A 21,135-nucleotide genomic window follows, 5' to 3' on the forward strand; every position below is an offset into this window, starting at 1 on the left:
GACGGAAATGACGCAAGGGCTGTTCGACCTCAAAGGCCGCCGGGCGCTGATCACCGGCTCCTCCCGCGGCATCGGCTTCGCGCTGGCCCGCGGACTCGGCCAGGCCGGCGCCTCCGTGATCCTCAACGGCCGCGACCCGAAGGTGCTGGCGGAGGCGACCCGGACCCTGGCCGCGGAGGGCCTGGACGTGACCGAGGCCGGCTTCGACGTCACCGACCCGCACGCTCTGGACGCCGCCATCGCCGAGATCGAGACCCGTCTCGGCCCGATCGAGATCCTGGTGAACAACGCCGGCATCAACCGCCGCTTCCCCGCCATCGACGTGACGCCGGAGACGTTCCGGGAGGTGATGTCGACCAATGTTGAGGCGGTGTTCTTCATGGCCCAGGCCGTGGCGCGGCGCATGCTGGCGCGCGGCCATGGCAAGATCGTCAACATCGCCAGCGTGCAGTCCGAACTCGGCCGCGCCACCATCTCCCCCTACGCGACCAGCAAGGGCGCGGTGCGGATGATGACGCGCACGCTGTGTGCCGAATGGGCCAAGGGCGGCATCCAGGTGAATGCGGTGGCGCCGGGCTATTTCGCCACCGACCTGACGAAGCCGCTGGTGGACGACCCGAAATTCACCGACTGGCTGTGCCAGCGCGTCCCCGCCGGCCGGTGGGGCAATGTGGAGGAACTGGTCGGCGCCACCGTCTTCCTGTCCTCCCGCGCCTCGGACTTCGTCAACGGGCACCTGCTGTATGTCGATGGCGGCATGACGGCCGTCGTCTGATGCCGGACTGCCTGATCGTCCAGCCCATCCATCCGGCCGGGCTGGACCTGCTGCGCGAACACGGCGTCACGCCCCGCATCGCGAGTGCGGCGGACCCCGCGACGGTGGCGCGCGAACTGCCCGGCTGCGCCGCCGTCATAACCCGCAATGCCGGCCTGAAGACGGCGGCGATGCAGGCGGCCGATTCGCTGCGCGTCATCGCCAACCACGGCGTCGGCACCAACAACATCGACCTGGTGACGGCAGCGGACCTCGGCATCCCGGTGGTGTTCACGCCGACCGCCAATGCCCGCAGCGTCGCGGAACACGCCATGGCGCTGATCCTGGCGCTGGCGCGGAAGGTGATCCCGGCCGATGCCGCCGTGCGCGGCCTCGACTGGACCCTGCGCTACGAGGCGCAGATGATGGAACTGCATGGCCGCACCCTGGGCCTGGTCGGCTTCGGCACCATCGGCCGGATGACCGGCGCCATCGCCCGCAACGGCTTCGGCATGAAGCTGCTGGTGTTCTCCCCCGGCATCGGCGATGCGATCCTGGTGGAGGACGGTGCCGAACGCGCGCCGAGCCTCGACGTGCTGCTGGCGCGCAGCGACGTGGTCTCGCTGCACCGCCCGCTGCGGCCCGACACCGAGAACATGATCGACGCCGCGGCACTCGCGAAAATGCAACCGCATGCGCTGCTGGTGAACACCGCCCGTGGCGGCCTGGTCGATGGCGCCGCGCTGGCCGCGGCGCTGCGCGCCGGCACCCTCGCCGGTGCCGCGCTGGACGTGTTCCGCATCGAGCCGACGCCGGCCGAGGACCCGGTGCTGGGCGCGCCCAACACCGTTCTCGCCCCGCACATCGCCGGCGTGACGGAGGCCGCGATGCGGGAGACGGCCTTGCAATGCGCGTCGCAGGTGCTGGATGCCCTGGCCGGCCGCCGCCCGCCCCACCTGGTGCAGCCCGAGATCTGGGACCGCCGCCGCGGCTAATCGAGGTTCCAGGCCGCGGCAACCTGGCCGATACTGTCACCCGATCTTCGGAAGGACCGCATTTCATGGACATCCAGTCCCAGACCAGCATCCCGGCCGGCATCGACCCGGCCGAATGGGCAATCCGATGCGACCTTGCGGCGCTGTACCGCCTGGTGGCGCATCACCGGATGACGGACCTGATCTACACCCACATCAGCGCCCGCGTGCCGGGGCCGGAACACCACTTCCTCATCAACCGCTACGGCGTGATGTTCCACGAGATGCGCGCCAGCGACCTGGTGAAGATCGACCTGGACGGCAACGTGCTGGACGGCTCGGCACCCATCAACAAGGCCGGCTTCGTCATCCATTCCGCGATCCATGCGGCGCGCGACGATGCGATGTGCGTCATCCACACCCACACCTCCGCCGGCATCGCCGTCTCCGCCCAGGAACACGGCCTGCTGCCGATCAGCCAGCACGCGCTGAAGTTCTACGGCCGCCTCGCCTATCACGGCTACGAGGGCATCGCGCTGGACCTGGATGAGCGGGATCGCCTGGTGGCCGACCTCGGCGCGCACCCGGCGATGATCCTGCGCAACCACGGCCTGCTGGTGGCCGGCGGCACCATCCCGCATGCCTGGAGCCTGATCTACTACCTGGAGCGTGCCTGCCAGGCGCAGATCGCGGCGCTCGCCGGCGGCGCCAAGCTGGTGCTGCCGCCGGAGGACGTGCGGCTGCGCACCGCCGCGCAGTTCGGCAACAACCCGGACAGCCCGCACCAGGCCCTGGCCTGGGAGGCCAGCCTGCGCCTGATCGAGGGCGACCGTACGGATTGGCGCTGCTGAGCATGAACGAGACCACCCGCGCGCTGCTCCGGCGCGTCAGCACCGCCACCCTCGCCACCGCGCTCTACAAGCGCGGCTTCCGCAGCCAGATGATCCAGGGCGTGCTGCCGCTGCGGACCCTCGGCGAAAGCATGGTCGGCCCCGCCTATACCATCCGCACCATCCCGGCGCGGGAGGACCTCAACAAGCTGGAGGTGTTCCGGGACTGGTCGCACCCGCAGCGCAAGGGCGTGGAGGACTGCCCGCCCGGCCATGTCTTCGTCGTCGACAGCCGCAAGGACCCGCGCGCGGCCTCCGCCGGCGGCATCCTGGTGACGCGGCTGATGGTGCGCGGCGCGGCCGGCGTGGTGACGGATGGCGGCTTCCGGGACGCCGCCGAGATCGCGAAGCTGGCGATCCCGGCCTTCCATGCGCGCCCCTCCGCGCCGACGAACCTCACCCTGCACCAGCCCATCGAGGCCAATGTCCCGATCGGCTGCGGCGATGCCCCGGTGTTCCCAGGCGATATCCTGGTCGGCGACAATGACGGCGTCATCGTCCTGCCTGCCCATATCGCCGACGAACTGGCGCAGGAGGCGACCGAGATGACCGCCTTCGAGGATTTCGTGCAGGAGAAGGTTGCCGGCGGCCAGTCCATCCTCGGCCTGTACCCGCCGACGGATGAGGCCAACCTGGCGCGCTTCGCCGAATGGCGGCGCCAGCACGGGCGTTAAAGCATTTTCAAGTCAGGCGGATACGCCTGACGGCTCGGAAAATGCGCCAAATCAACAGCTAGGGCCGTTTCACCTGTGCATGGCGCAGGTGAAACGGCCCTAGCCGCCCGTCCGGCTACTCCGAGACGAAGCGCGTGTCGTTGCGCTGGCGGTCCCAGAACATCGTCACGCGGCTGACCCGGCACAGGTTCACCTGCCGAAGCTCGGACTGGTCGCCGTCGTTGTAGACCACCTTGATGTCCCACAGGCATTCGTTGGAGCGCTGCGGGAAGCGGACATCGAAGCTGCGGCCATTGGCCAGCACGTTCCGCCCCAGCAGGTCCGGGCCCCAGTTGGGGCTGGAGGACGGGCCGATGTAGATCTGGTCGATCTGGTAGCCGGTGCGGTTCAGCATGGAGAAATCCTGCCGGCCCTGGGCCGAGGCGGCGTGCGGCAGGCAGGCCGCCACGATGGCGGCGAGGAACAGGCGGCGCATGTCTTCTTTCCCGTGACTGGCTCGCGGAAATGCTGCGCTCAATCTCCTTGCCTGCAAAGACCGGAGCGTAACGATTTTTCCCGACATGTGCCGCCGCTGGACCCGGCGCCGAAGGGAACCCTCGGTGGCCATGAACGTTTTGGCAACACAGACAGAGCGGAGCAGCCTCCATGGAAGACAGGTCGCACGAAAATCCGAAGACCGAAGCCGATCCCGGCTCCAACACCATCAAGGACCCATCCGACTGGACCACCGGGGAGGAGCCGATGACCGGCGCCCAGGCCTCCTACCTCAAGACGCTGAGCGAGGAGGCGAAGGAGGAATTCGACCCATCTCTGTCCAAGGCCGATGCCTCGCTGCGGATCGATGAGCTTCAGGCCAAGACCGGGCGCGGCAAGTCTCAGGCATAGGCACGCTCGACCAGCGGGCCGGGCGGTGGGGCGATGGCGATCTCGCGGATGATCTTGCGCTTCACCGCGGATTCGAAGCTGCCGAAGCCTTCCGCCACCATCAGGAAGGACCCCGGCCCGCCGATCACTTCGTCCCGGTAGTAGTCATCTAGCGGCGGCATCCCGGCGGCCCAGGGCTGCGGCGAGCGGTCGATCACTGCCAGCCCGTTCATCACGATGCCCTTGGCGAGCGCATCGGCCCGCGCCTCCGCCACCGGACGGCCGGAATTGCTGACGCCGTCGCCGGAGATGTCGACGACCTTCCGCGTGCCCTCGTAGCCCTGCCCGAACAGGCCGGCGGCGTAGTCCATGGCGCCGGAGATCGAGGTGTAGAGCCAGGTGCGCCGCGGCGCCGCGTCCAGCGCATCGGCCAGCCCATGCGCCGCGGCGCGGCCATCGATGCGGGTCCAGGGCACCAGCAGTTCCTGGATGTGCCAGTCCGACCAGGTGAACAACGTCACCGCGATCTGCCCAAGCGGGCCGCCGGCGATGCCCTCGATCAGCCTCGGGTCGCGGAAGGCGGCCGCATAGCCCTTGAACTGCAACTCCTGCTCGACCTCGTCGACGGAGCGGCTGACGTCGACGGCCAGCACCAACTCGATATCCACCGGCTCCTGCGCCCGCGCCGCGCGGCCGGTGAGCAGGGCAGGGGCGGCGAGCACCCCGCCGAGCATGACCCGCCTGCTGGTCCGGCGCCCCAGGATTTCGATCGGCATCGCACACGCGCTCCTCTACAGCCGTCATGGCCGTGTCTGCGCGTGGCTCCCGTTCTCCTCGATATCAGCGGAAATGCTGCATCGCAACATAAAGCTGCGTCGGTCTACCCGGCCCAGCGCGTGCTGCCGATGGCGGCGATGGCGTTGGCGCGGTCGCGCAACGCCGAAAGGGCCGGGAAGCGCCCGGCGACGAGGTCCGGCAGAACCAGGTCGGCGAAGTCCAGGCCGCAGGTGGCGGTGACATCCGCCTGGCTCAGGCGTTCGCCGCACAGCCAGTCGCCAGGCTCGGCCAGCCGATCCAGCGCCGCGAAGCCCGCCTCCGCCTGGCCGCGCAGCTTGGTGGCGTTGTCGGGCCAGACCAAGGCTTCCGGCCGCCGCGATTCGTAGTAGGCGCCGACCAGCTTCTCCGTCGCCCCGACAGCGAGGGCCAGCGCCCGCAGCACCGCGCGGCGCTCGGCGCCCCTGCGCGGCACCAGCGCGCGGTCGGCGCCGGCCATCTCGTCCAGCGCATCGAGGATGGCCACGCTGTCGACCAGCACCTCGCCATCCTCCAGCACCAGGGCCGGCACCCGGCCGAGCGGGTTGAAGCCGCGGATGGTCTCGGCGTTGTCGGCGGTGCTGAGGGGGCGCTGCGTGTAGGGCAGGTCCAGCAGGTTGAGGGACGCCGCGGTGCGGCGGACGAAGGGGGACAGGTTGCGGCCGATGAGGATCATGCGCGCAACGTCACAGCGATCGGGACAAATGAAAAGGGGGCGCCTTGCGGCACCCCCCTTCCGGTCGGCTTCGACGTGAAGCCGGAGATCAGCGCAGGACGATCTCGACGCGGCGGTTCTGCGGCTCGCGCACACCGTCGGCGGTCGGGACCAGCGGGCGGCTCTCGCCGAACGCCTGGATCGCCATCGCGGCGCGCGGCACGCCACGGCGCTCGAGCTCGGACGCCACGGCGGCGGCGCGGCGCTCGGACAGGCGCTGGTTGTACTGCGGCGTGCCGGCGCGGTCGGCGTGACCGGAGACCTCGATGCGCGTCGTGCCGGCGCGCTGCGAGTTGGTGGCCGCTTCGCCGATGATCTGGCGGGCGCGGTCGGTCAGGTCGGCGCGGTCGAAGTCGAAGAACACCAGGTAGGTGCGCGCGATCTCGGGGGCCTGCGCCACCGGGGCCTGCGGCGCCACGACCGGCGGCGGCGGCGTCACGCCGAAGGCGTAGCGCAGACCGATGAGCAGGCTGTGGTTGAAGTTGTCGACCTCGGCGGTGCCGCGGGCGGTCGTCGCGCCGTTCGGCGCGCGGCCGACGGAGTCGAACTCGGGCGACAGCGTGCCCATGAAGCGGTACTCGGCGGTGATCGCCAGGCCCGGGGCCGCGGAGATCGGGAACGCCGCGCCGACGATCGCCTGGTAGGCGAACTGGCCATCGTCGCCGTCGATGCTGGCGGAGCCGGCCGGGCCGCTGACGCGGGTGCCGTCATACTCATGCCACTGGTAGCCGGCGCCGACGCCGACATACGGGGTCATGAAGGCGCCCGGGCCGAGGTCGAAGTCGTACAGGGCATTCGCCATGACGCCGTAGGAACGGGCCTTGCCGTCCGAGCGCAGCGGGCGGCCGAGCGCGTTGGCGCCGGTGATGCTGTCGACTTCGTTCTCGCGGTAGGAACCCTCGATCTCGGCGCGGACGCCGTTGCCGAAGCCGTAGCCCAGGCTGATCACGCCCACATAGCCGTAGTTGAACTCGGCCGAGAGGGTGCGGGACGCGGCGGTGCCGCCGAACTGGCGGGACAGCTCGACATCGGTCTCCTGCAGCAGGTTCACACCCGCGCCGGCGCCGACATAGAGGCCGCTGATCGGCTGCGCCTGGGCCGCGAGCGGCAGGGCCAGCACGGTGGCGGCAAGAAGGGCGGTTCTCAAGCTCATCGAAACATCTCCTCAAAGGCAGTCGCGGCACGGGGGCGGAAGGGTCGTCTGGCGCTGAAGCTCTGCCGCGTCCTGACCGCACCGAATGCGTGACGAGCTATCTACACCCGTTTCGGTGCTTCACCAGCGGGGGCGTGGCACAATCGCAGCGTCGTTGCTCAAAAGCCACAGCCACCTATGGCCAAATGGTCACAGTGGCGAGAGCGACGCAGGATCACGCTGTTGTGCGAGACTTCCGGCTGGAAGGAGACGCGTCGCATGCCCAAGCTTTCGCCCGGGACGGGCGTCCGATTTCCCATAGAGGTGCAGGGCGACATCTTCCCGGGCTGCAAGCTGCGGCCATGCTGCGAAGCTGTCCGGCCCCACCAGGTTCTTCATGATCGAATCGGCGTGTCGCCCGGGCCCAGGCAGTGGCAATCCGGCCACAGCGCGCATATGCAGCTCGAATTGGCCATGGCGACAGGCGTCCATGGTCCAGTGGCCGGAATTGTGTGGCCGGGGTGCCATCTCGTTCGCCAGCAGCCGGCCATCGGGCATCAGGAACATCTCCAGGGCCAGGATGCCGACCAGATCGAGCGCCGTCGCCAGCGCCGCCACATGGGCCCGGCCCAGGACGGCCACGGCGTCCGGCACCTGCGCGGGCGCAATGGTCAGGTCCAGGATGTGGTGGGCGTGCCGGTTTTCGGCCAGGTCGAAGGTCACCACCGTGCCGTCCAGACCGCGCGCCGCAATGGCGGAGACCTCGCGCTCGAAGGGGATGAAGGCCTCCAGGATCAGCGGGTGCGGCGACAGGCGGGCGAAGGCGGCCTCCGCATCGCGGGGGGTCCGCAGCACGGCCTGGCCGCGGCCGTCATAGCCCATGCGGGTGGTCTTCAGCACGGCAGGCAGGCCGAGCGCCGCCACGGCGGAATCCAGCTCCGCACGGGTCTGCACCGCGCGCCACGGCCCGACCGGGATGCCGGCGCCTTCCAGGAAGGTCTTCTCCGCGATGCGGTCCTGGCCGATGCGCAGCGCCGCGACGCCCGGCCGGCACGGCACCAGCGGGGCCAGCGCGTCGAGCGTTGCGGCGGGCACGTTCTCGAACTCGAAGGTCACCACATCCACGGCAGCGGCGAAGCGGGCCAGGGCGGCGGCATCGGTGTAGTCCGCCACGGTCCGCGCCGCCGCCACCTGCATGCCGGGCGAATCCGCTTCCGGCCCGAAGACATGGCAGCGGTAGCCGAGTGCTGCGGCGGCCAGCGCCGACATGCGCCCCAACTGCCCGCCGCCGAGGATGCCGATGGTGGAGCCCGGCGGCAGCATCGCGCTCAAGCGGGTTGCTCCGCCACCGCATCGGTCTGCGCCTGCCGCAGCGCGGCCAGGCGCTGGCCCAGCGCCGGATCGGCCAGCGCCAGGATCGCGGCGGCCAGCAGCCCCGCGTTGATGGCGCCGGCGCGGCCGATCGCCAGCGTGCCGACCGGGATGCCGCCCGGCATCTGGACGATGGACATCAGGCTGTCCATGCCCTTCAGCGCATGGCTTTCCACCGGCACCCCGAGCACCGGCAGAGCGGTGAGGGAGGCGACCATCCCCGGCAGCGCCGCGGCACCCCCGGCACCCGCGATCAGCACCTGCAATCCGCGCCCGGCGGCGGCCTGGGCGTAGTCGTACATCCGGCCCGGCGTCCGATGCGCCGAGACGATGCGGCATTCATGCGCCACGCCCAGCTTGTCCAGGACCTCCGCGGCGTGCCGCATGGTCTCCCAGTCCGACTGGCTGCCCATGATGACGCCGACCCGCGGCGCCGCGTCTGCTGCCGCCATCAGGCGATGATGTCCGGGACCAGCTGGCTCTCCAGCCAGGCGATCTCGTCCTTCAGCTTCAGCTTGCGTTTCTTGAGCCGCTGCAACTGCAGCGCATCGGTGCCGGCCTCGTCGAGGCGGGCGATCACCGTGTCGAGGTCCCGATGCTCGCTGCGCAATTCGTGCAGGCGGCGGAGAAGGCTGTCGCGGTCGGCCTGCATGCGCCCCCGGATGTTACGGTGAGGTGTCTCAAACTTGGCGCTGGAAAGCGCCTCCCAGCCGCATAACATGCCTAGCGCGGGCGCAGAAGGGACGGTTGCGCGCCCGGGGTCGGTTCAGCCGCCTGTCGATGTCCTGCGGCGCCCGCCCCCGGCGTGGATCGTGCCGCCGCTGCCCCGCAAGGCAACGGACAAGGATGATTGCGCATGGCCGAGGCTGCCCGTATCCGCTCCCTTGAGGCGCGGCACGCGACGCTCGAGACTCGACTGGCCGAGGAGGCCGGACGCCCCCGCCCCGACGATCTGGAAGTCATCCGCCTGAAACGCGAGAAGCTTCGACTGAAAGAAGAGATGGAGAAGCTGCGCAGCCGCCCGAACTAGCGGCCCGCGACGAAGTCCGGCGTGGGGGATCAAACCCCCCGCCACCCTCCGGCCGCCCCACCGTTAAGCCGCGGCGTCGTCCCGCGGCTGGGCCTGGGCCGCCGGCCCGCCCTGGCGATCATTCGCCGTCCCCACCGCCTCGTTCAACGCCGTCTGGGTGCACAGCCCCAGCGTGACGGGGTCGCGCGGCTTGATGTTCGCCGTGTTCGGATGCGTCTTGTCCCGCACCTTGGCGATGGTCTCCTTGGTCGTCGCAAGCAGCTTGACGATCTGCGGGTCGGACAGCTGCGGGTAGTTGCGCAGCAGCCAGGCGATGGCATCCGGCCGTTCCGTCCGCTTCGCCACCGGGATGTAGCGCGCGCCCTTGCTGCGCTGCTTCGGCAGCGGCGTGGAGCGTTCGGTCAGTACCAGGCGGGCGGCCGGGTCGGCCTCGCAGCGGGCGATCTCCTCCCGCGTCAGCTGGTCGTTGGCGACCGGGTCGTAGCCGACGATGCCCTGCGCCACCTCGCCATCGGCGATGGCCTGGACCTCGAGCGGGTGCATCCCGACGAAATCGGCGACCTGCTCGAAGCTGAGCGAGGTCTTTTCGATCAGCCACACGGCGGTGGCCTTCGGCATCAGGGGCGTCTTCATCATGGACCCTTTGGTGGTTCGGGCCGCGGCCCGAGCAAGCACGCCTGCTCACCGGGGCGCCCGCGCCTCGTCATGATCGGATATAGAGAGCGCACCGGGTCGGGTCAAAGCCCCAGGGATGGTCGGCAGAGGATGGAGGATTGCATGGAGGAGGAGGGGCCACGCCCGAAGGGGCATTTCCAGCCGGCGGTGCTGGACCGCTGGGACGTGACGGATCTGCGCGCCTACATCGCCCAGCTTCGCGCCGAAATCGCCCGGGCCGAGGCCGAGATCGGCAAGCGGGACGCGCATCGCAGCGCGGCGGACGCCTTCTTCCGCAAAGCCGAGTAAGGGAAGGGCCGGCGGATCGCTCCGCCGGCCCGGTCGATCGTGCGTCAGGCCGCCTGGGCCTGCGGCGCCTCGTTCTCCAGCACCTTCTGGCCCTGGGCCGCCTGGATCGCGATCCGACGCGGCTTCAGCGCCTCCGGCACCTGCCGGCGCAGCGCGACGTGCAGCAGGCCATGCTCGAGCTGCGCGCCCTCGATGACGATATGGTCGGCGAGGACGAAGCGGCGCTCGAAGGCCCGGCCGGCGATGCCGCGATACAGCACCCGGCCGTTCTCGGCCGGGGCCGGGCTGGCCTTGCCGGCGACCGTTAGCGTGTTGTCATGTGCCGTGACCTCGATGTCGTCGGGGCCGAAGCCGGCGACGGCCATGGTCAGGACGTAGCTGTCCTCACCGGTCTTCTCGATGTTGTAGGGCGGGTAGCTGGGCCCCTCCGACGCCGCGCGGGCGGTTTCCACCAGGCGGGCCATGCGGTCGAAGCCGATGGCGGAGCGGAACAGGGGCGAGAAATCAAGCGCGTTCATGAAGACCTCCTGCGATAGCAAGGTCGGTTGTGCCGCGGATCACCGGTCCGGCGCCCCCGCGAACGGGCGGTGTCGTCTCGGTCTCCGCGCCTCCGGCCCCGATCGGGCACCGTTGGCAGCGCAGGAGTTAGTCAGCGCCGAAGCGCGCTTCAAGAGGCGTCGTCAGACGCAAAAAGCGCGTTCCCGGCCACCCGGAAACGCGCCCCGCACCCACGATCCGGAAGGGATCAGGCGGCCGGCTTGCGCACGCCGAGGCCGGCGAACTTCTTGTTGAACTTGGCGATCTGGCCGCCGGTGTCCATCACGCGCTGCTGGCCGGTCCAGGCCGGGTGCGACTTCGGGTCGATGTCGAGGCGCATGGTGTCGCCTTCCTTGCCGTAGCAGGACCGGGTGGTGAAGGTCGTACCATCCGTCATGATGATGTTGATGGTGTGGTATTCCGGGTGGATGTCGGGCTTCATCGCAGGGTGCTCGCGCAAATGGGCCCGCCGACAGCGACCGGCAGGCGCGGGAAGGCGGGCTATAGGGGATGCACTCCGGCCACGCAACCGGCGCTTCAGGGCGGCGGCAGGGACAGGAACTCCCGCAGCGCCGCATCGTCGGTCAGGCTCAGCGCCGTGCCGAGCGCCGCCTCGGCCTCCGCGGCACGGCCTTCGGCACGGAGCAGGCGTGCCAGGGCGACCCAGTAGGGCTGGTAGCCCGCCACCTGCCGGCCCTCCAGCGCATCCAGCGCCACCCGCGCCGCCGCCGCATCGCCCGCTTCCAGCAGCAGCGCCGCGCGCGCCACCAGCACGCCGAGGCTGGGTTCATGCGCCCCCAGCAGGTCGTACAGCAGGCGCAGCGCGCGATAGTCCGTGCGGCCGGTGACCGGGCGCTGGATGTGCACGGACTGGATGGCCGCCTCGCACAGGTAGCGGCCGAAGCGGCCGGCCCGCGCACCCTCTGCCAGCAGCGCCTCCGCCTCCCCGATCATGGCGCCGGACCAGCGGCGCGCATCCTGCCGGCCGAGCGGCACGAAGCGCCCCTCGGCATCGCGGCGCGCCTCCCGCCGGGCCTCGCAATACAGCATCAGGGCGAGCAGGCCCCGCGCCTCGGGCTCCGCCGGCAGCAATTCCACCAGCAGCCGGCCGAGGTAGATCGCCTCCTCCGCCAGCCCGGCCTGCCGCGCCTCCCACCCCGTGCCGTAGGCGGCGTAGATTGCGGCCAGCACCTCGGCCAGGCGGGCCGGCATCTCCTCCGGCTCCGGCACCGCGAAGCGCAGCCCGGCATCGCGGATCTTCGCCTTGGCGCGGACCAGGCGCTGGCCCATAGCGGCGGGCGCCATGAGGAAGGCGGCGGCGATCCGGGCGGCATCCAGCCCCAGGACGGCTTGCAGCATCAGCGGGGTTCGCACTGCCGCATCGATGGCCGGGTGGGCACAGACGAACAGCAGCTTCAGCCGCTCGTCCGGAAAGCCGGCCTCGCGTGCCGCGCGTTCCTCCGCCCGCCGCTCGATCTCGGCCGCCGCCGCGTCGCGCACGCGGCGGTGGCGGCCGGCGTTCATCTGCGCGTTGCGCGCCGCGGTCAGCAGCCAGGCCTCCGGCGCCGCCGGCACACCACGCTCCGGCCAGGTGCGGAGCGCGGCGGCGAAGGCCTCCGCCAGCGCATCCTCGGCGCCGGCGATGTCGCGCGACCGCGCGGCAAGCCGGGCGACGAGGCGGCCGTAGCAGCTTCGTGCCGCCAGTTCCGCCGTGCGGATGGCCGCCTGCCGCGCGCCGTCCATTACCTTGGCATGGGCGGCAGCACGGGCCGTACCTCGACCGAGCCGCTGAGCGCGGAAGGCGAGCGAGCCGCCCAGGCCAGCGCCGTATCCAGGTCCGGCACCTCGATGATGAAGTAGCCGCCGAGCTGTTCCTTGCTGTCGGCGAAGGGCCCGTCCTGCACCACCGGGCGGCCGTCGCGGATGCGGACCGTGGTGGCGGTGTGCGGCGGCTGCAGCCCATCGCCATTCACGATGATGCCGGCCTGGCGCATGGCGCCGATGAAGGTGGTCCAGCCGCCCCAATAGGCGCCGGCCTTCTCGGGGTTGTCCCGGGATGCGAACTCGGCCTCGGTCTCGGTCATGATGAGCATGTACTGCATCGGGCTGTCCTTTCGCGTGCGGGCAGATGACCTGCCCAATACGATGACACCCGAGGGCCGGCCGTTTCGACCGGCTTCCGAAGAAACTACCGCTTCCAGACCCGGTCCAGCGGCATCAGCCGGTTGACCAGCACCAGCAGCGCCACCGTCACCAGGATGAAGATGGTGCTGATGGCATTCACCGTATTCTCCAGGCTGAACGTCGCCTCCGCATAGATCCGCACCGGCAGGGTCTGCAGCCGCGCCGTGGTCAGGAAGGCGGTGACGGTGACCTCGCCGAAGGACAGCAGGAAGCCGATGACGCAGGCCACCGCGATGCCCGGAGCGAGCTGCGGCAGGATGACGCGCCGGAACACGCGCGTGGGGGTTGCGCCGAGGCCCTGCGCCGCTTCCTCCAGCCCGAGGTCGAGCTGTGCGACGGAAGCCCGCAGCAGCGCCAGCATGAAGGGCGCCACCAGCACTACATGCACCGCCAGCACGCCCAGGAACGGCGGCACCTGGTTGAACCATTGCAGCAGCCGCAGCATGCCGAGGCCGATGGCGATGCCTGGCAGCGCCAGCGGCAGCATCAGGAAGGCGCCCAGCGTCTCCTTCCCCCGGAACCCCGCCCGCACCAGGGCAAAGGCGGCCGGCAGGGCCAGGGACAGGGAGATCACGACGCAGCACAGCGCCAATTGCAGGCTGGTCCAGGCATCGGACAGGTAGCGCTCGTTCTGCAGGACCGCGGCGTACCATTTCCAGGTGAAGCCGAGGAACTGTGCGACGGTGGCCTGCGGGCTGTCATTCACGGAGGCGACGGCGACCAGCAGCAGCGGGAACATCAGGATGCCGATGCCGCACGCCAGAAGCACCGGATAGACCACCGGCGCCGAGGCCTCCGCCAGCCACACCACGGCGCGGCGCAGGGCCGGCGGCAGCCCTGGCAGCCGGCGCGGCGCCCGCGCCAGGACCCAGGGCGTAAAGGCGCCGATGATGCGGGCGAAGACGAAGGTGACGGCGATGGAAATCACCAGCATCAGCACCGCCAGCGCGGAGGCGAGCGGATAGTTCAGGTTCTCCAACCCCTCCCGCAGCACCAGCATGCCGGTGACCAGTACCTGCCGCCCGCCGACCAGCATGGCGGAGACATAGGCGGTAGAGGCCAGCAGGAAGACCAGCGTCAGCCCGCCGCGCAGCCCGGGCAGCGAAAGCGGAAAGGTCACCCGCCAGAAGCGCATCGCCGGCCCGGCGCCGAGCCCCGCCGCGGCTTCCTCCAGCCGCTTTTCCTGCGATTCCAGCACATCGTACAGCGCCAGCACCATGAAGGGCAGGAACACCTGCACCAGCGCGAGCCCGACCGCGAACCAGCTGAACAGCAGGTTGACCGGCGGGAAGCCGAGCGATTGGGCGAATCCGGACACCACGCCGCGCGGCGCCAGCAGCAGGATGATGCCGAGCGAGCGCACCACCACATTGGTCAGCAGCGGCACCAGGATGATGGCGAAGCCGAAAGGCTTGGCGCGCGGCGAAAGCCGGGTCAGCCACAGCGCCATCGGGTAGCCCAGCAGCGTCGCCGCGGCCGCGCCGCCGAGGCCGAGCAGCGTGGTGTTCAGCAGCAGCCGCCGGAAGAAGGCGTCGCCGAGGATTTCCTGGTACTGCGTCCCGGCCGGCACCAGTGACAGCGGCGCGAACATCTCGCTGCTGTCCTGCACGGACAGCAGCAGCACGGCCCCCAACGGCGCGGCGAAGGCCGCCAGCAGCCACAGCACGTAGGGCGCGGCGAGGAAGCCCGCGCCAGGTCGCCCCGTCATGCCGAGCCCTCGCCCCCCGGCGGGGGGAGAGGGTTGGGTGAGGGGGGCCGTGCGGCAGGACCAACCGATATCGCTGGGTGACGTGGCTCAAGAGCTGGCCGGCGCCGCATTGATTTTGTTGCGCTGCCCCCCTCACCCAACCCTCTCCCCCCAGCGGGGGAGAGGGCTTTCGCTGGCGTGGCCTTCACCCGGCGATCTCGCGCGTGAAGCGACTGGACCAGCGCGGCTGGTTGCGGATCACCACGTCCCAGTCGAAGTCGATCAGCTTCTCCACCGCGGCCTCACCCATGATGAGCTTCGCGGCCAGTTCCGGCGGCAGCGTGATGTTGCGGATGGTCGGGCTGTAGTAGATGCGCTCGGCATAGGCCTGCTGGCATTCCGGGCTGAGATGCAGGTTCACGAAGGCCTCGGCCAGCGCCTGGTTGCGGGTGCCGGCGGTGATGCAGGCGAAGTTGGCGGCGACCGCCTGGCCTTCCTCGGGCTCCGCGATGACGATGTTCGGGTTGCGTGTCTCGGCGTAGGTGCGGGTGAAGCTGCCGAATTCGACCGACGCCGCGCCGACCTGCTGGTCGAACATGCCGTAGAGCTGGTCCTGGCTGCCCTGGATGGCGGCGAAGGGCTTCAACTCGGCGATCTTGGTGAAGGCCGGGTCGATGTTGTTCTCGGACCCGCCCCAGACCTTGGCCGACATCAGCAGCCCCGCGGTGCCCTGCGCGCCCGGATAGGTCGGCCAGATCACCTTGCCCTTCAGATCCTCGCGCCAGAAGTGCTTCCAGGACGTCATCGGCGCCGCGACCATCCGCCGGTCATAGACGATGGTGACCGGGTTGAACGCCACGCCGTAGCCGCCGATGCGGGCCAGCGGATACAAGTTGGCGAAGTTCGGCACGTTGGCGCTGGGCGCCTGCGTCACGCTGTCCTTCACCGCCTGCCGGCTTTCGAAGATGTTCAGGTAGAGCAGGTCGAAGGACGGCCGGCCGCGCTCGGCATAGGCGCGGGCACGGCGTTCCGGCGTGCCGCCCAGAACATAGTTGATCTTCACGCCGTGCTGGCGCTCCAGCGGCGTCGCGCAGAATTCCCGGGTGATGCGTTCCTGCAGCCCGCCCCAGATGCCCACGGTCAACTCGTCGCCGCGGCGGATCTGCGCCACGGCATCGCGGCCCCAGATGGCTGGTGCGGCCAGGGCCGCGCCGCCGGCCAGCAGGGCACGGCGGGAGGTGGTGATGGTCATGGCAGGGCTCCGGTTGCGGCTGAGAAATCTTCGATCCAGGCGATGGCATCGGGCGGCGCCGCCAGCGTCACGGGCGTGCCGGCGGCGAAGCCAGGCTCGGCGCTCGGCCGGTGCACGCGCAGGCGGTGCGGGCCGACCGAGACCTCGTAGTGGATGCTGTCGTCGAGCCGGGTCGCGGCCTCCACCACGGCCGGCAGAACCAAGCCTGGCCCGCCTGCATCGCCGGCCGGGCGCAGCACCAGGCGGGCGGCACGCAGCACCAGGTGGCTCGGCCGCGCCGGTGCATCGGCGGGCAGTGGCAGCGCCAGGCCTTCCGCCTGGAACATGCCGCCCTCGACCCGCCCGGCGATGACGCTGCGGGCGCCGAGGAATCCGGCGGTGAACAGGTGGCGCGGCCGTTCCGTCAGCTCCCCCGGCGCCGCGCATTCGACGATGCGGCCGCGGTCCATCACCGCCACGCGGTCGGCCAGCGCCAGGGCTTCCTCCTGGTCATGCGTCACGAACAGGGTGGTGATGCCGGCGGCGTCGCGCAGGCGCGCGATCTCCTCCCGCATCTCGACGCGCAGGCCGGCATCGAGGTTGGACAGCGGCTCGTCCAGCAGCAGCAGGTCGGGGCGGATCACCAGCGCGCGGGCGAGCGCCACGCGCTGCTGCTGGCCGCCGGACATGCGCGCGGGGTAGCGGTCCGCCAGATGGCCGAGGCCCACCATCGCCAGCGCCTCCGCCACCCGGCGGTCACGCTCGGCGCGGCCCACGCCACGCATCTCGAGGCCGAAGGCGACGTTGCCGGCGGCGGTCAGATGCGGGAACAGCGCATAGTTCTGGAACACCATGCCGATCTTCCGGCGGTGCGGCGGGGCGCGCTCGATCGCCACGCCATCCAGCAGGATGCGGCCCTCATCGGGCAGGATGAAGCCGGCGACCAGGCGCAGCGTTGTGGTCTTGCCGCAGCCGGAGGGGCCGAGCAGGGCGATGCACTCGCCGCGCGCCACCGCCAGCGAAACGCCATCCACGGCCGTCTGCGCGCCATAGCGCTTGCTGAGCCGGTCGAGGAGCAGGTGGGGGGAGGAGCTGTCGGGCACGGGTGCAGTCTAGGCAAAGCCGGTGCCACCGCGCCAGGACGGGGCAGGCCGCCGACAGCGCCTGCCAGGCAACAGGCGGCCGGGGAATTGCCTGTTTCCTGTGCGGGTGCCTAAAAGGCGCGCCGGAAGGGGCGCTGGTCGCGATTCGAAATCCGCACCGGGGCTGGCACGACCCTTGCTGGATTCGTGCCGCTGCCCTGATAGGGTGGCATCGCGGCCAGGGTGCCGCCGGCAAGGGACGAGGGGGGATCAGGCGCATGCGCACGCGGTATCGGATGGAACGGCGGATTCTGCTGACGGGCGGCACGGCCCTGGTCTTGTCCGCGGTGGCGGGCGCGCGGGTGCCGCTGGCGCAGACGCTGGACAAGGTGTCCTTCCAGACCAACTGGCGCGCCCAGGCGGAGCATGGCGGCTACTACCAGGCGGTCGCCGCCGGCATCTACCGCCGCCACGGGATCGAATGCGAGGTCCGCATGGGCGGCCCGCAGCAGAACCCGGCCCAGTTGCTGCTCGCCGGCCGCGTGGACTTCATCATGTCCAACGGCTTCCAGGCGCTGAACTACGTGCGGGAGAACCTGCCCTTCCTGACCATCGGCGCCATCATGCAGAAGGACCCGCAGGTCCTGATGACGCATGAGGGCAACGGCATCAATTCCTTCGAGGACATGAAGGGCCGCCCGATCCTGATCGGCGCCGCCGGCCGCGTAACCTACTGGCCGTTCCTGCGCGCGAAGTTCGGCTTCACGGATGAACAGATCCGCCCCTACACCTTCAATGTCGGCCCCTTCATGGCGGACCGCATGGCGATCCAGCAGGGCTTCATCAGCTCCGAGCCCTTCGCCGCCGAGCAGGCCGGCGCGAAGCCGAAGGTGTTCCTGATCGCCGATGCCGGCTACCAGAACTACCAGACCACCATCGACGTCTCCCGCCGCATGGTGACGGAGAAGAAGGAGGTGGTGCAGCGCTTCATCAACGCGACGATGGAAGGCTGGACCGCCTACATGAAGGGCGAGGATGTCGGCGCCGCCAATGCCGCGATCAAGCGCGACAATCCGGAGATGGACGACGCCAAGATCGCCTATGCGGTGCGGGTGCTGAACGCGGCCGGCATCGTGCAATCCGGCGATGCGCAGCAGCTCGGCATCGGGGCGATGACCGATGCGCGCTGGCAGTCCTTCTACGAGAGCATGCGCGACGTCGGCCTGTACCCGGCCGGCCTCGACTTCAAGCGCGCCTACAGCCTGGAGTTCGTCAACAAGCGCGTCGGTCTTGCCTGAGGGCATGGTCGGCCAGGCCGTCGTCGCGCTCGCGGGCGTCACCAAGCGCTACGCGAACGGGACGCTGGCGGTGCGCGGCGTGGACCTCGCAGTCGGGCAGGGGGATTTCGTCTCCCTGCTCGGGCCGTCCGGCTGCGGCAAATCCACCGTGCTGCGGATGATGGCCGGGCTGATCCCCCCAAGTGCCGGGCGCATCGAGATGGCCGGTGGCTCGAAGACCGGTGATGTCGGCTTCGTCTTCCAGGAGCCGACGCTGGCGCCATGGTCCAACGCGCTGCGCAACGTGATGCTGCCGCTGCGCCTGGCCGGCGTGGCGAAGGCCGAGGCCGAACAGCGCGCCGCCGCCGCGCTGGCCTCCGTCGGCCTTGCGGGCTTCGAGAAATCCTATCCGCGCGCGTTGTCCGGCGGCATGAAGATGCGGGTTTCCATCGCCCGCGCCCTGGTGACGAAGCCGCGCCTGCTGCTGATGGACGAGCCCTTCGCGGCGTTGGACGAGATCACCCGCCACAAGCTGAACAACGACCTGCTGACGCTGTGGGAAGCGGAGCGCTTCACCGCCATCTTCGTCACCCATTCGGTGTTCGAAAGCGTCTACCTGTCCCGCCGCATCGTCGTCATGGCGGCGCGCCCTGGTCGCGTGGTGGAGGATCTGCCGGTCGACGCGCCCTACCCACGCGGCGAGGTGTTCCGCACCTCCGCCGACTATGCGGCGCATTGCCGCGACATCTCGGCCGCGCTGACGAGGGCGATGGAATGAGCGTCACGCTTTCCGCCAATGAGGCCGCCGATGCGCCGGAGGAGAACCGCGAGGCGCGCTATGCCGGGCTGACCGCCGAATCCTGGCTGCGCATCCTGGCGCCCACCATCATCGGCATCCTGGCACTCGGCGCCTGGGAAGCCGTGGTGCGGATCAACGAGATTCCGCCCTACCTGCTGCCCGGCCCGGTCACCGTGTTCCAGACGCTGATCCGCGAATGGTCGAGCCTGTCCGTCTCCCTGCTCATCACCCTGCAGATCACCTTCGCCGCGCTGTTCGTCGCCGCCGGGCTCGGCCTGCTGCTGTCGGTGCTGTTCGCGCAGTCGCGCATCATCGAGCTGTCGCTGTTTCCCTATGCGGTGATCCTGCAGGTCACGCCCGTGGTCGCCATCGCGCCGCTGATCATCATCTGGGTGGATGATATCCGCATCGCGCTGCTGATCTGCGCCTGGATCGTCGCCTTCTTTCCGATCCTGTCGAACACCACGCTCGGCCTGAACAGCGCCGACAGCAACCTGGTCGACCTGTTCCGGCTGTACCGCGCCAGCCGCTGGCAGGTGCTGCGCTACCTGCGGCTGCCGACCGCCATGCCGTATTTCCTCGCCGGCCTGCGGATTTCCGGCGGCCTGGCGCTGATCGGCGCCATCGTCGCCGAATTCGTCGCCGGCACCGGCGGGCGTGCCTCGGGCCTCGCCTACCGCATCCTGGAAGCCGGCTACCAGTTGCAGATTCCAAAAATGTTCGCGGCGCTGGTGCTGGTGTCGCTGACCGGCATCGCGATCTTCCTGGCGATGAGCCTGATCTCCCACCTCGCGCTGCGCCACTGGCATGAAAGCGCCATGAAGGAACGTCGATGAAGCCTGCCCTCGCCGCCGCCGGTCCCGACTATTGGCTGCGCAACGCCCGCAGCCCGGCGGCCCTGGTGCAGGGCCTGGACGCGGCGCCGGATATCGAGGGGCTGGTGCGGCTCGACCTGCGAATCTCGCATGGGCAGATCGCCGCCGTCGCGCCGGCCGGCACGGCGGCGGAGGGCATCGACCTGCGCGGCGGGCAGGTCTGGCCCGGCTTCCTCGATGCCCACACGCATCTCGACAAGGGCCACATCTGGCCGCGCACCCGCAACCCGACCGGCGACTTCGCCGGCGCGATCACCGCCGTGATGGGCGACCGCGGCGCCGCCTGGTCGGAGGCCGATATCGCCGCCCGCGCCGATTTCGCGCTCCGCTGCGCCCATGCCCACGGCACCGTCGCCATCCGAACCCACCTCGACACCTACCTGCCGCATGGCCTGACCACCTGGCAGGTGTTCCGCCGGCTGCGGGAGGAATGGGCCGGACGGATCACGCTGCAGATGTCCTCCATCTGCCCGCTGGACCGCCTGGCGGGACCGGATGGGGAAACGCTGGCGGATGCGGTGGCGGAGGCCGGCGGCGTGCTCGGCATGGTCACCCGCCACACCGGCGGCATCCACGACGCGCTGCCCGCCAGCTTCCAGGCCGAGCTCGACCATTTCTTCGGCCTGGCGGAAGCGCGTGGCCTCGACCTCGACCTGCATGTGGATGAATCCGGTGAATCCGGCGCCCGCGCCCTGCGCGAGATCGCGCTGACGGCGCTGAAGCGCGGCTTCAAGGGAAAGATCCAGTGCGGCCATTGCTGTTCGCTGTCGATCCAGCCGGAGGATTTCGCCAGGGAGACCATCGCCGCGGTCGCCGAGGCCGGTATCGACATCGTCGTGCTGCCGATGTGCAACATGTACCTGCAGGACCGCGTTGCCGGGCGCACGCCGCGCTGGCGCGGCGTGACGCTGGTGCATGAGATGCGCGCGGCCGGCATCCGCGTCTCGCTCGCCTCCGACAACACGCGGGACCCGTTCTACGCCTATGGCGACCTCGACATGGCCGAGGTTTTTCGCGAGTCCGCCCGCATCCTGCACCTCGACCATCCCTTCGGCGCCTGGCCCGCCGCGGTGGGCACGACGCCGGCGGAGGCGATGGGCGTCAGGGACCGGCATGGCACCATCCGCATCGGCACTGCCGCCGACCTCGTGCTGTTCACCGCCCGCTTCATGACGGAGTTGCTGTCCCGCCCGCAATCCGACCGCATCGTGCTCCGCGCCGGGAAGGTGCTGGACGCCGCGCTGCCGGACTACCGGGAGCTGGATGCGACGGTGGGCGTTGCC

Annotated in this window: 26 protein-coding genes; 11 read left to right on the forward strand and 15 right to left on the reverse strand. The window is 70.2% G+C overall.

Going from position 1 to position 21,135, the window contains the following annotated elements:
* The first annotated feature begins 7 nt into the window (after positions 1 to 7).
* From ACFHPP_RS21380 to ACFHPP_RS21395, 4 genes are all read left to right on the forward strand, one after another.
* Positions 8 to 775, forward strand: coding sequence for an SDR family oxidoreductase (locus ACFHPP_RS21380; RefSeq protein WP_437165266.1), 768 nt, complete (start codon positions 8 to 10; stop codon positions 773 to 775).
* Complete coding sequence (locus ACFHPP_RS21385) at positions 775 to 1,749, forward strand: hydroxyacid dehydrogenase (protein WP_437165267.1); 975 nt, start codon at positions 775 to 777, stop codon at positions 1,747 to 1,749. Before ACFHPP_RS21380 ends, ACFHPP_RS21385 begins: the two co-directional genes overlap by 1 nt.
* Positions 1,750 to 1,814: 65 nt before the next feature.
* Positions 1,815 to 2,579, forward strand: a complete 765-nt coding sequence (locus ACFHPP_RS21390; protein ID WP_437165268.1) for a class II aldolase/adducin family protein — start codon at positions 1,815 to 1,817, stop codon at positions 2,577 to 2,579.
* Between the two features lie 2 nt (positions 2,580 to 2,581).
* Positions 2,582 to 3,292, forward strand: coding sequence for a ribonuclease activity regulator RraA (locus tag ACFHPP_RS21395; RefSeq protein WP_437165269.1), 711 nt, complete (start codon positions 2,582 to 2,584; stop codon positions 3,290 to 3,292).
* A 115-nt stretch (positions 3,293 to 3,407) separates the two neighbouring features.
* Here the strand turns inward: ACFHPP_RS21395 and ACFHPP_RS21400 are convergent, their stop codons facing one another.
* Positions 3,408 to 3,767 (reverse strand): hypothetical protein, encoded by a 360-nt coding sequence (locus ACFHPP_RS21400; RefSeq protein WP_437165270.1) that lies wholly within the window; start codon positions 3,765 to 3,767, stop codon positions 3,408 to 3,410.
* A 170-nt stretch (positions 3,768 to 3,937) separates the two neighbouring features.
* Between ACFHPP_RS21400 and ACFHPP_RS21405 the strand changes: the two genes are divergently transcribed.
* A complete protein-coding gene (locus ACFHPP_RS21405; protein WP_437165271.1) occupies positions 3,938 to 4,177 on the forward strand; it encodes a DUF3072 domain-containing protein in 240 nt (79 codons plus the stop codon).
* Here the strand turns inward: ACFHPP_RS21405 and ACFHPP_RS21410 are convergent.
* The 6 genes from ACFHPP_RS21410 to ACFHPP_RS21435 all read right to left on the reverse strand — a co-directional run bounded on the left by ACFHPP_RS21410 (position 4,168) and on the right by ACFHPP_RS21435 (position 8,839).
* The gene (locus ACFHPP_RS21410) at positions 4,168 to 4,932 is read right to left on the reverse strand and encodes a DUF1194 domain-containing protein (RefSeq protein ID WP_437165272.1); all 765 of its coding nucleotides are present in this window, start codon (positions 4,930 to 4,932) and stop codon (positions 4,168 to 4,170) included. The genes ACFHPP_RS21405 and ACFHPP_RS21410 overlap by 10 nt on opposite strands.
* A gap of 104 nt (positions 4,933 to 5,036) precedes the next feature.
* Positions 5,037 to 5,645: a glutathione S-transferase family protein gene (locus ACFHPP_RS21415; RefSeq protein ID WP_437165273.1), complete on the reverse strand. Its 609-nt coding sequence runs from the start codon at positions 5,643 to 5,645 to the stop codon at positions 5,037 to 5,039.
* An 88-nt stretch (positions 5,646 to 5,733) separates the two neighbouring features.
* Positions 5,734 to 6,837: an OmpA family protein gene (locus tag ACFHPP_RS21420; protein ID WP_437165274.1), complete on the reverse strand. Its 1,104-nt coding sequence runs from the start codon at positions 6,835 to 6,837 to the stop codon at positions 5,734 to 5,736.
* 189 nt (positions 6,838 to 7,026) lie between these two features.
* Positions 7,027 to 8,139, reverse strand: a complete 1,113-nt coding sequence (locus ACFHPP_RS21425; RefSeq protein ID WP_437165288.1) for a 5-(carboxyamino)imidazole ribonucleotide synthase — start codon at positions 8,137 to 8,139, stop codon at positions 7,027 to 7,029.
* 5 nt (positions 8,140 to 8,144) lie between these two features.
* The gene (purE, locus tag ACFHPP_RS21430) at positions 8,145 to 8,639 is read right to left on the reverse strand and encodes a 5-(carboxyamino)imidazole ribonucleotide mutase (RefSeq protein ID WP_437165275.1); all 495 of its coding nucleotides are present in this window, start codon (positions 8,637 to 8,639) and stop codon (positions 8,145 to 8,147) included.
* The gene (locus ACFHPP_RS21435; RefSeq protein ID WP_216840108.1) at positions 8,639 to 8,839 is read right to left on the reverse strand and encodes a YdcH family protein; all 201 of its coding nucleotides are present in this window, start codon (positions 8,837 to 8,839) and stop codon (positions 8,639 to 8,641) included. The genes purE and ACFHPP_RS21435 overlap by 1 nt, the downstream gene beginning before the upstream one ends.
* Before the next feature lie 204 nt (positions 8,840 to 9,043).
* Between ACFHPP_RS21435 and ACFHPP_RS21440 the strand changes: the two genes are divergently transcribed.
* Positions 9,044 to 9,217 carry a YdcH family protein gene (locus tag ACFHPP_RS21440; protein ID WP_430668822.1) on the forward strand — a complete coding sequence of 58 codons (174 nt, stop codon included), beginning with the start codon at positions 9,044 to 9,046 and terminating at the stop codon, positions 9,215 to 9,217.
* Between the two features lie 63 nt (positions 9,218 to 9,280).
* On the opposite strand, the gene ACFHPP_RS21445 is transcribed toward ACFHPP_RS21440, so the two are convergent.
* Positions 9,281 to 9,853: a cell cycle transcriptional regulator TrcR gene (locus ACFHPP_RS21445; protein ID WP_437165276.1), complete on the reverse strand. Its 573-nt coding sequence runs from the start codon at positions 9,851 to 9,853 to the stop codon at positions 9,281 to 9,283.
* 141 nt (positions 9,854 to 9,994) lie between these two features.
* Here ACFHPP_RS21445 and ACFHPP_RS21450 point away from each other — a divergent pair, with 141 nt between their 5' ends.
* Complete coding sequence (locus ACFHPP_RS21450; RefSeq protein ID WP_430668820.1) at positions 9,995 to 10,180, forward strand: DUF1192 domain-containing protein; 186 nt, start codon at positions 9,995 to 9,997, stop codon at positions 10,178 to 10,180.
* Between the two features lie 44 nt (positions 10,181 to 10,224).
* Here the strand turns inward: ACFHPP_RS21450 and ACFHPP_RS21455 are convergent, their stop codons facing one another.
* From ACFHPP_RS21455 to ACFHPP_RS21485, 7 genes are all read right to left on the reverse strand, one after another.
* A complete protein-coding gene (locus ACFHPP_RS21455) occupies positions 10,225 to 10,698 on the reverse strand; it encodes an Hsp20 family protein (RefSeq protein ID WP_437165277.1) in 474 nt (157 codons plus the stop codon).
* A gap of 227 nt (positions 10,699 to 10,925) precedes the next feature.
* Positions 10,926 to 11,159 (reverse strand): 50S ribosomal protein L31, encoded by a 234-nt coding sequence (rpmE, locus tag ACFHPP_RS21460; RefSeq protein WP_430668818.1) that lies wholly within the window; start codon positions 11,157 to 11,159, stop codon positions 10,926 to 10,928.
* A gap of 95 nt (positions 11,160 to 11,254) precedes the next feature.
* Positions 11,255 to 12,460: an RNA polymerase sigma factor gene (locus ACFHPP_RS21465; RefSeq protein ID WP_437165278.1), complete on the reverse strand. Its 1,206-nt coding sequence runs from the start codon at positions 12,458 to 12,460 to the stop codon at positions 11,255 to 11,257.
* Positions 12,460 to 12,819: a YciI family protein gene (locus ACFHPP_RS21470; protein ID WP_437165279.1), complete on the reverse strand. Its 360-nt coding sequence runs from the start codon at positions 12,817 to 12,819 to the stop codon at positions 12,460 to 12,462. Before ACFHPP_RS21470 ends, ACFHPP_RS21465 begins: the two co-directional genes overlap by 1 nt.
* 86 nt (positions 12,820 to 12,905) lie before the next feature.
* On the reverse strand, positions 12,906 to 14,609 hold the full coding sequence (locus ACFHPP_RS21475) for an ABC transporter permease subunit (RefSeq protein ID WP_437165280.1): 1,704 nt from the start codon (positions 14,607 to 14,609) through the stop codon (positions 12,906 to 12,908).
* Between the two features lie 184 nt (positions 14,610 to 14,793).
* Positions 14,794 to 15,840 (reverse strand): extracellular solute-binding protein, encoded by a 1,047-nt coding sequence (locus ACFHPP_RS21480; protein ID WP_437165281.1) that lies wholly within the window; start codon positions 15,838 to 15,840, stop codon positions 14,794 to 14,796.
* On the reverse strand, positions 15,837 to 16,922 hold the full coding sequence (locus ACFHPP_RS21485; RefSeq protein WP_437165282.1) for an ABC transporter ATP-binding protein: 1,086 nt from the start codon (positions 16,920 to 16,922) through the stop codon (positions 15,837 to 15,839). The genes ACFHPP_RS21480 and ACFHPP_RS21485 overlap by 4 nt, the downstream gene beginning before the upstream one ends.
* A 257-nt stretch (positions 16,923 to 17,179) precedes the next feature.
* Here ACFHPP_RS21485 and ACFHPP_RS21490 point away from each other — a divergent pair, with 257 nt between their 5' ends.
* The 4 genes from ACFHPP_RS21490 to ACFHPP_RS21505 all read left to right on the forward strand — a co-directional run.
* Positions 17,180 to 18,199 carry an ABC transporter substrate-binding protein gene (locus ACFHPP_RS21490; protein ID WP_437165283.1) on the forward strand — a complete coding sequence of 340 codons (1,020 nt, stop codon included), beginning with the start codon at positions 17,180 to 17,182 and terminating at the stop codon, positions 18,197 to 18,199.
* Positions 18,200 to 18,203: 4 nt separating this feature from the next.
* Complete coding sequence (locus tag ACFHPP_RS21495; protein ID WP_437165284.1) at positions 18,204 to 18,956, forward strand: ABC transporter ATP-binding protein; 753 nt, start codon at positions 18,204 to 18,206, stop codon at positions 18,954 to 18,956.
* Complete coding sequence (locus ACFHPP_RS21500) at positions 18,953 to 19,813, forward strand: ABC transporter permease (RefSeq protein WP_430668810.1); 861 nt, start codon at positions 18,953 to 18,955, stop codon at positions 19,811 to 19,813. The genes ACFHPP_RS21495 and ACFHPP_RS21500 overlap by 4 nt, the downstream gene beginning before the upstream one ends.
* A partial coding sequence (locus ACFHPP_RS21505; protein ID WP_437165285.1) for a cytosine deaminase occupies positions 19,810 to 21,135 on the forward strand: 1,326 nt, incomplete at its 3' end. The genes ACFHPP_RS21500 and ACFHPP_RS21505, both read left to right, overlap by 4 nt.

Origin of the sequence: Falsiroseomonas sp. E2-1-a20, assembly GCF_051433195.1 — a bacterium.
In the GTDB taxonomy this organism is placed as follows: Bacteria; Pseudomonadota; Alphaproteobacteria; order Acetobacterales; family Acetobacteraceae; genus Falsiroseomonas.

Bases quoted from the DNA above. Each gene is read 5' to 3' on its own strand.
- ACFHPP_RS21380 (WP_437165266.1), top strand. From the start codon at position 8: ATGACGCAAGGGCTGTTCGACCTCAAAGGCCGCCGGGCGCTGATCACC.
- ACFHPP_RS21385 (WP_437165267.1), top strand. From the start codon at position 775: ATGCCGGACTGCCTGATCGTCCAGCCCATCCATCCGGCCGGGCTGGAC.
- ACFHPP_RS21390 (WP_437165268.1), top strand. From the start codon at position 1,815: ATGGACATCCAGTCCCAGACCAGCATCCCGGCCGGCATCGACCCGGCC.
- ACFHPP_RS21395 (WP_437165269.1), top strand. From the start codon at position 2,582: ATGAACGAGACCACCCGCGCGCTGCTCCGGCGCGTCAGCACCGCCACC.
- ACFHPP_RS21400 (WP_437165270.1), bottom strand. From the start codon at position 3,767: ATGCGCCGCCTGTTCCTCGCCGCCATCGTGGCGGCCTGCCTGCCGCAC.
- ACFHPP_RS21405 (WP_437165271.1), top strand. From the start codon at position 3,938: ATGGAAGACAGGTCGCACGAAAATCCGAAGACCGAAGCCGATCCCGGC.
- ACFHPP_RS21410 (WP_437165272.1), bottom strand. From the start codon at position 4,932: ATGCCGATCGAAATCCTGGGGCGCCGGACCAGCAGGCGGGTCATGCTC.
- ACFHPP_RS21415 (WP_437165273.1), bottom strand. From the start codon at position 5,645: ATGATCCTCATCGGCCGCAACCTGTCCCCCTTCGTCCGCCGCACCGCG.
- ACFHPP_RS21420 (WP_437165274.1), bottom strand. From the start codon at position 6,837: ATGAGCTTGAGAACCGCCCTTCTTGCCGCCACCGTGCTGGCCCTGCCG.
- ACFHPP_RS21425 (WP_437165288.1), bottom strand. From the start codon at position 8,139: ATGCTGCCGCCGGGCTCCACCATCGGCATCCTCGGCGGCGGGCAGTTG.
- purE (WP_437165275.1), bottom strand. From the start codon at position 8,639: ATGGCGGCAGCAGACGCGGCGCCGCGGGTCGGCGTCATCATGGGCAGC.
- ACFHPP_RS21435 (WP_216840108.1), bottom strand. From the start codon at position 8,839: ATGCAGGCCGACCGCGACAGCCTTCTCCGCCGCCTGCACGAATTGCGC.
- ACFHPP_RS21440 (WP_430668822.1), top strand. From the start codon at position 9,044: ATGGCCGAGGCTGCCCGTATCCGCTCCCTTGAGGCGCGGCACGCGACG.
- ACFHPP_RS21445 (WP_437165276.1), bottom strand. From the start codon at position 9,853: ATGATGAAGACGCCCCTGATGCCGAAGGCCACCGCCGTGTGGCTGATC.
- ACFHPP_RS21450 (WP_430668820.1), top strand. From the start codon at position 9,995: ATGGAGGAGGAGGGGCCACGCCCGAAGGGGCATTTCCAGCCGGCGGTG.
- ACFHPP_RS21455 (WP_437165277.1), bottom strand. From the start codon at position 10,698: ATGAACGCGCTTGATTTCTCGCCCCTGTTCCGCTCCGCCATCGGCTTC.
- rpmE (WP_430668818.1), bottom strand. From the start codon at position 11,159: ATGAAGCCCGACATCCACCCGGAATACCACACCATCAACATCATCATG.
- ACFHPP_RS21465 (WP_437165278.1), bottom strand. From the start codon at position 12,460: ATGGACGGCGCGCGGCAGGCGGCCATCCGCACGGCGGAACTGGCGGCA.
- ACFHPP_RS21470 (WP_437165279.1), bottom strand. From the start codon at position 12,819: ATGCAGTACATGCTCATCATGACCGAGACCGAGGCCGAGTTCGCATCC.
- ACFHPP_RS21475 (WP_437165280.1), bottom strand. From the start codon at position 14,609: ATGACGGGGCGACCTGGCGCGGGCTTCCTCGCCGCGCCCTACGTGCTG.
- ACFHPP_RS21480 (WP_437165281.1), bottom strand. From the start codon at position 15,840: ATGACCATCACCACCTCCCGCCGTGCCCTGCTGGCCGGCGGCGCGGCC.
- ACFHPP_RS21490 (WP_437165283.1), top strand. From the start codon at position 17,180: ATGCGCACGCGGTATCGGATGGAACGGCGGATTCTGCTGACGGGCGGC.
- ACFHPP_RS21495 (WP_437165284.1), top strand. From the start codon at position 18,204: ATGGTCGGCCAGGCCGTCGTCGCGCTCGCGGGCGTCACCAAGCGCTAC.
- ACFHPP_RS21500 (WP_430668810.1), top strand. From the start codon at position 18,953: ATGAGCGTCACGCTTTCCGCCAATGAGGCCGCCGATGCGCCGGAGGAG.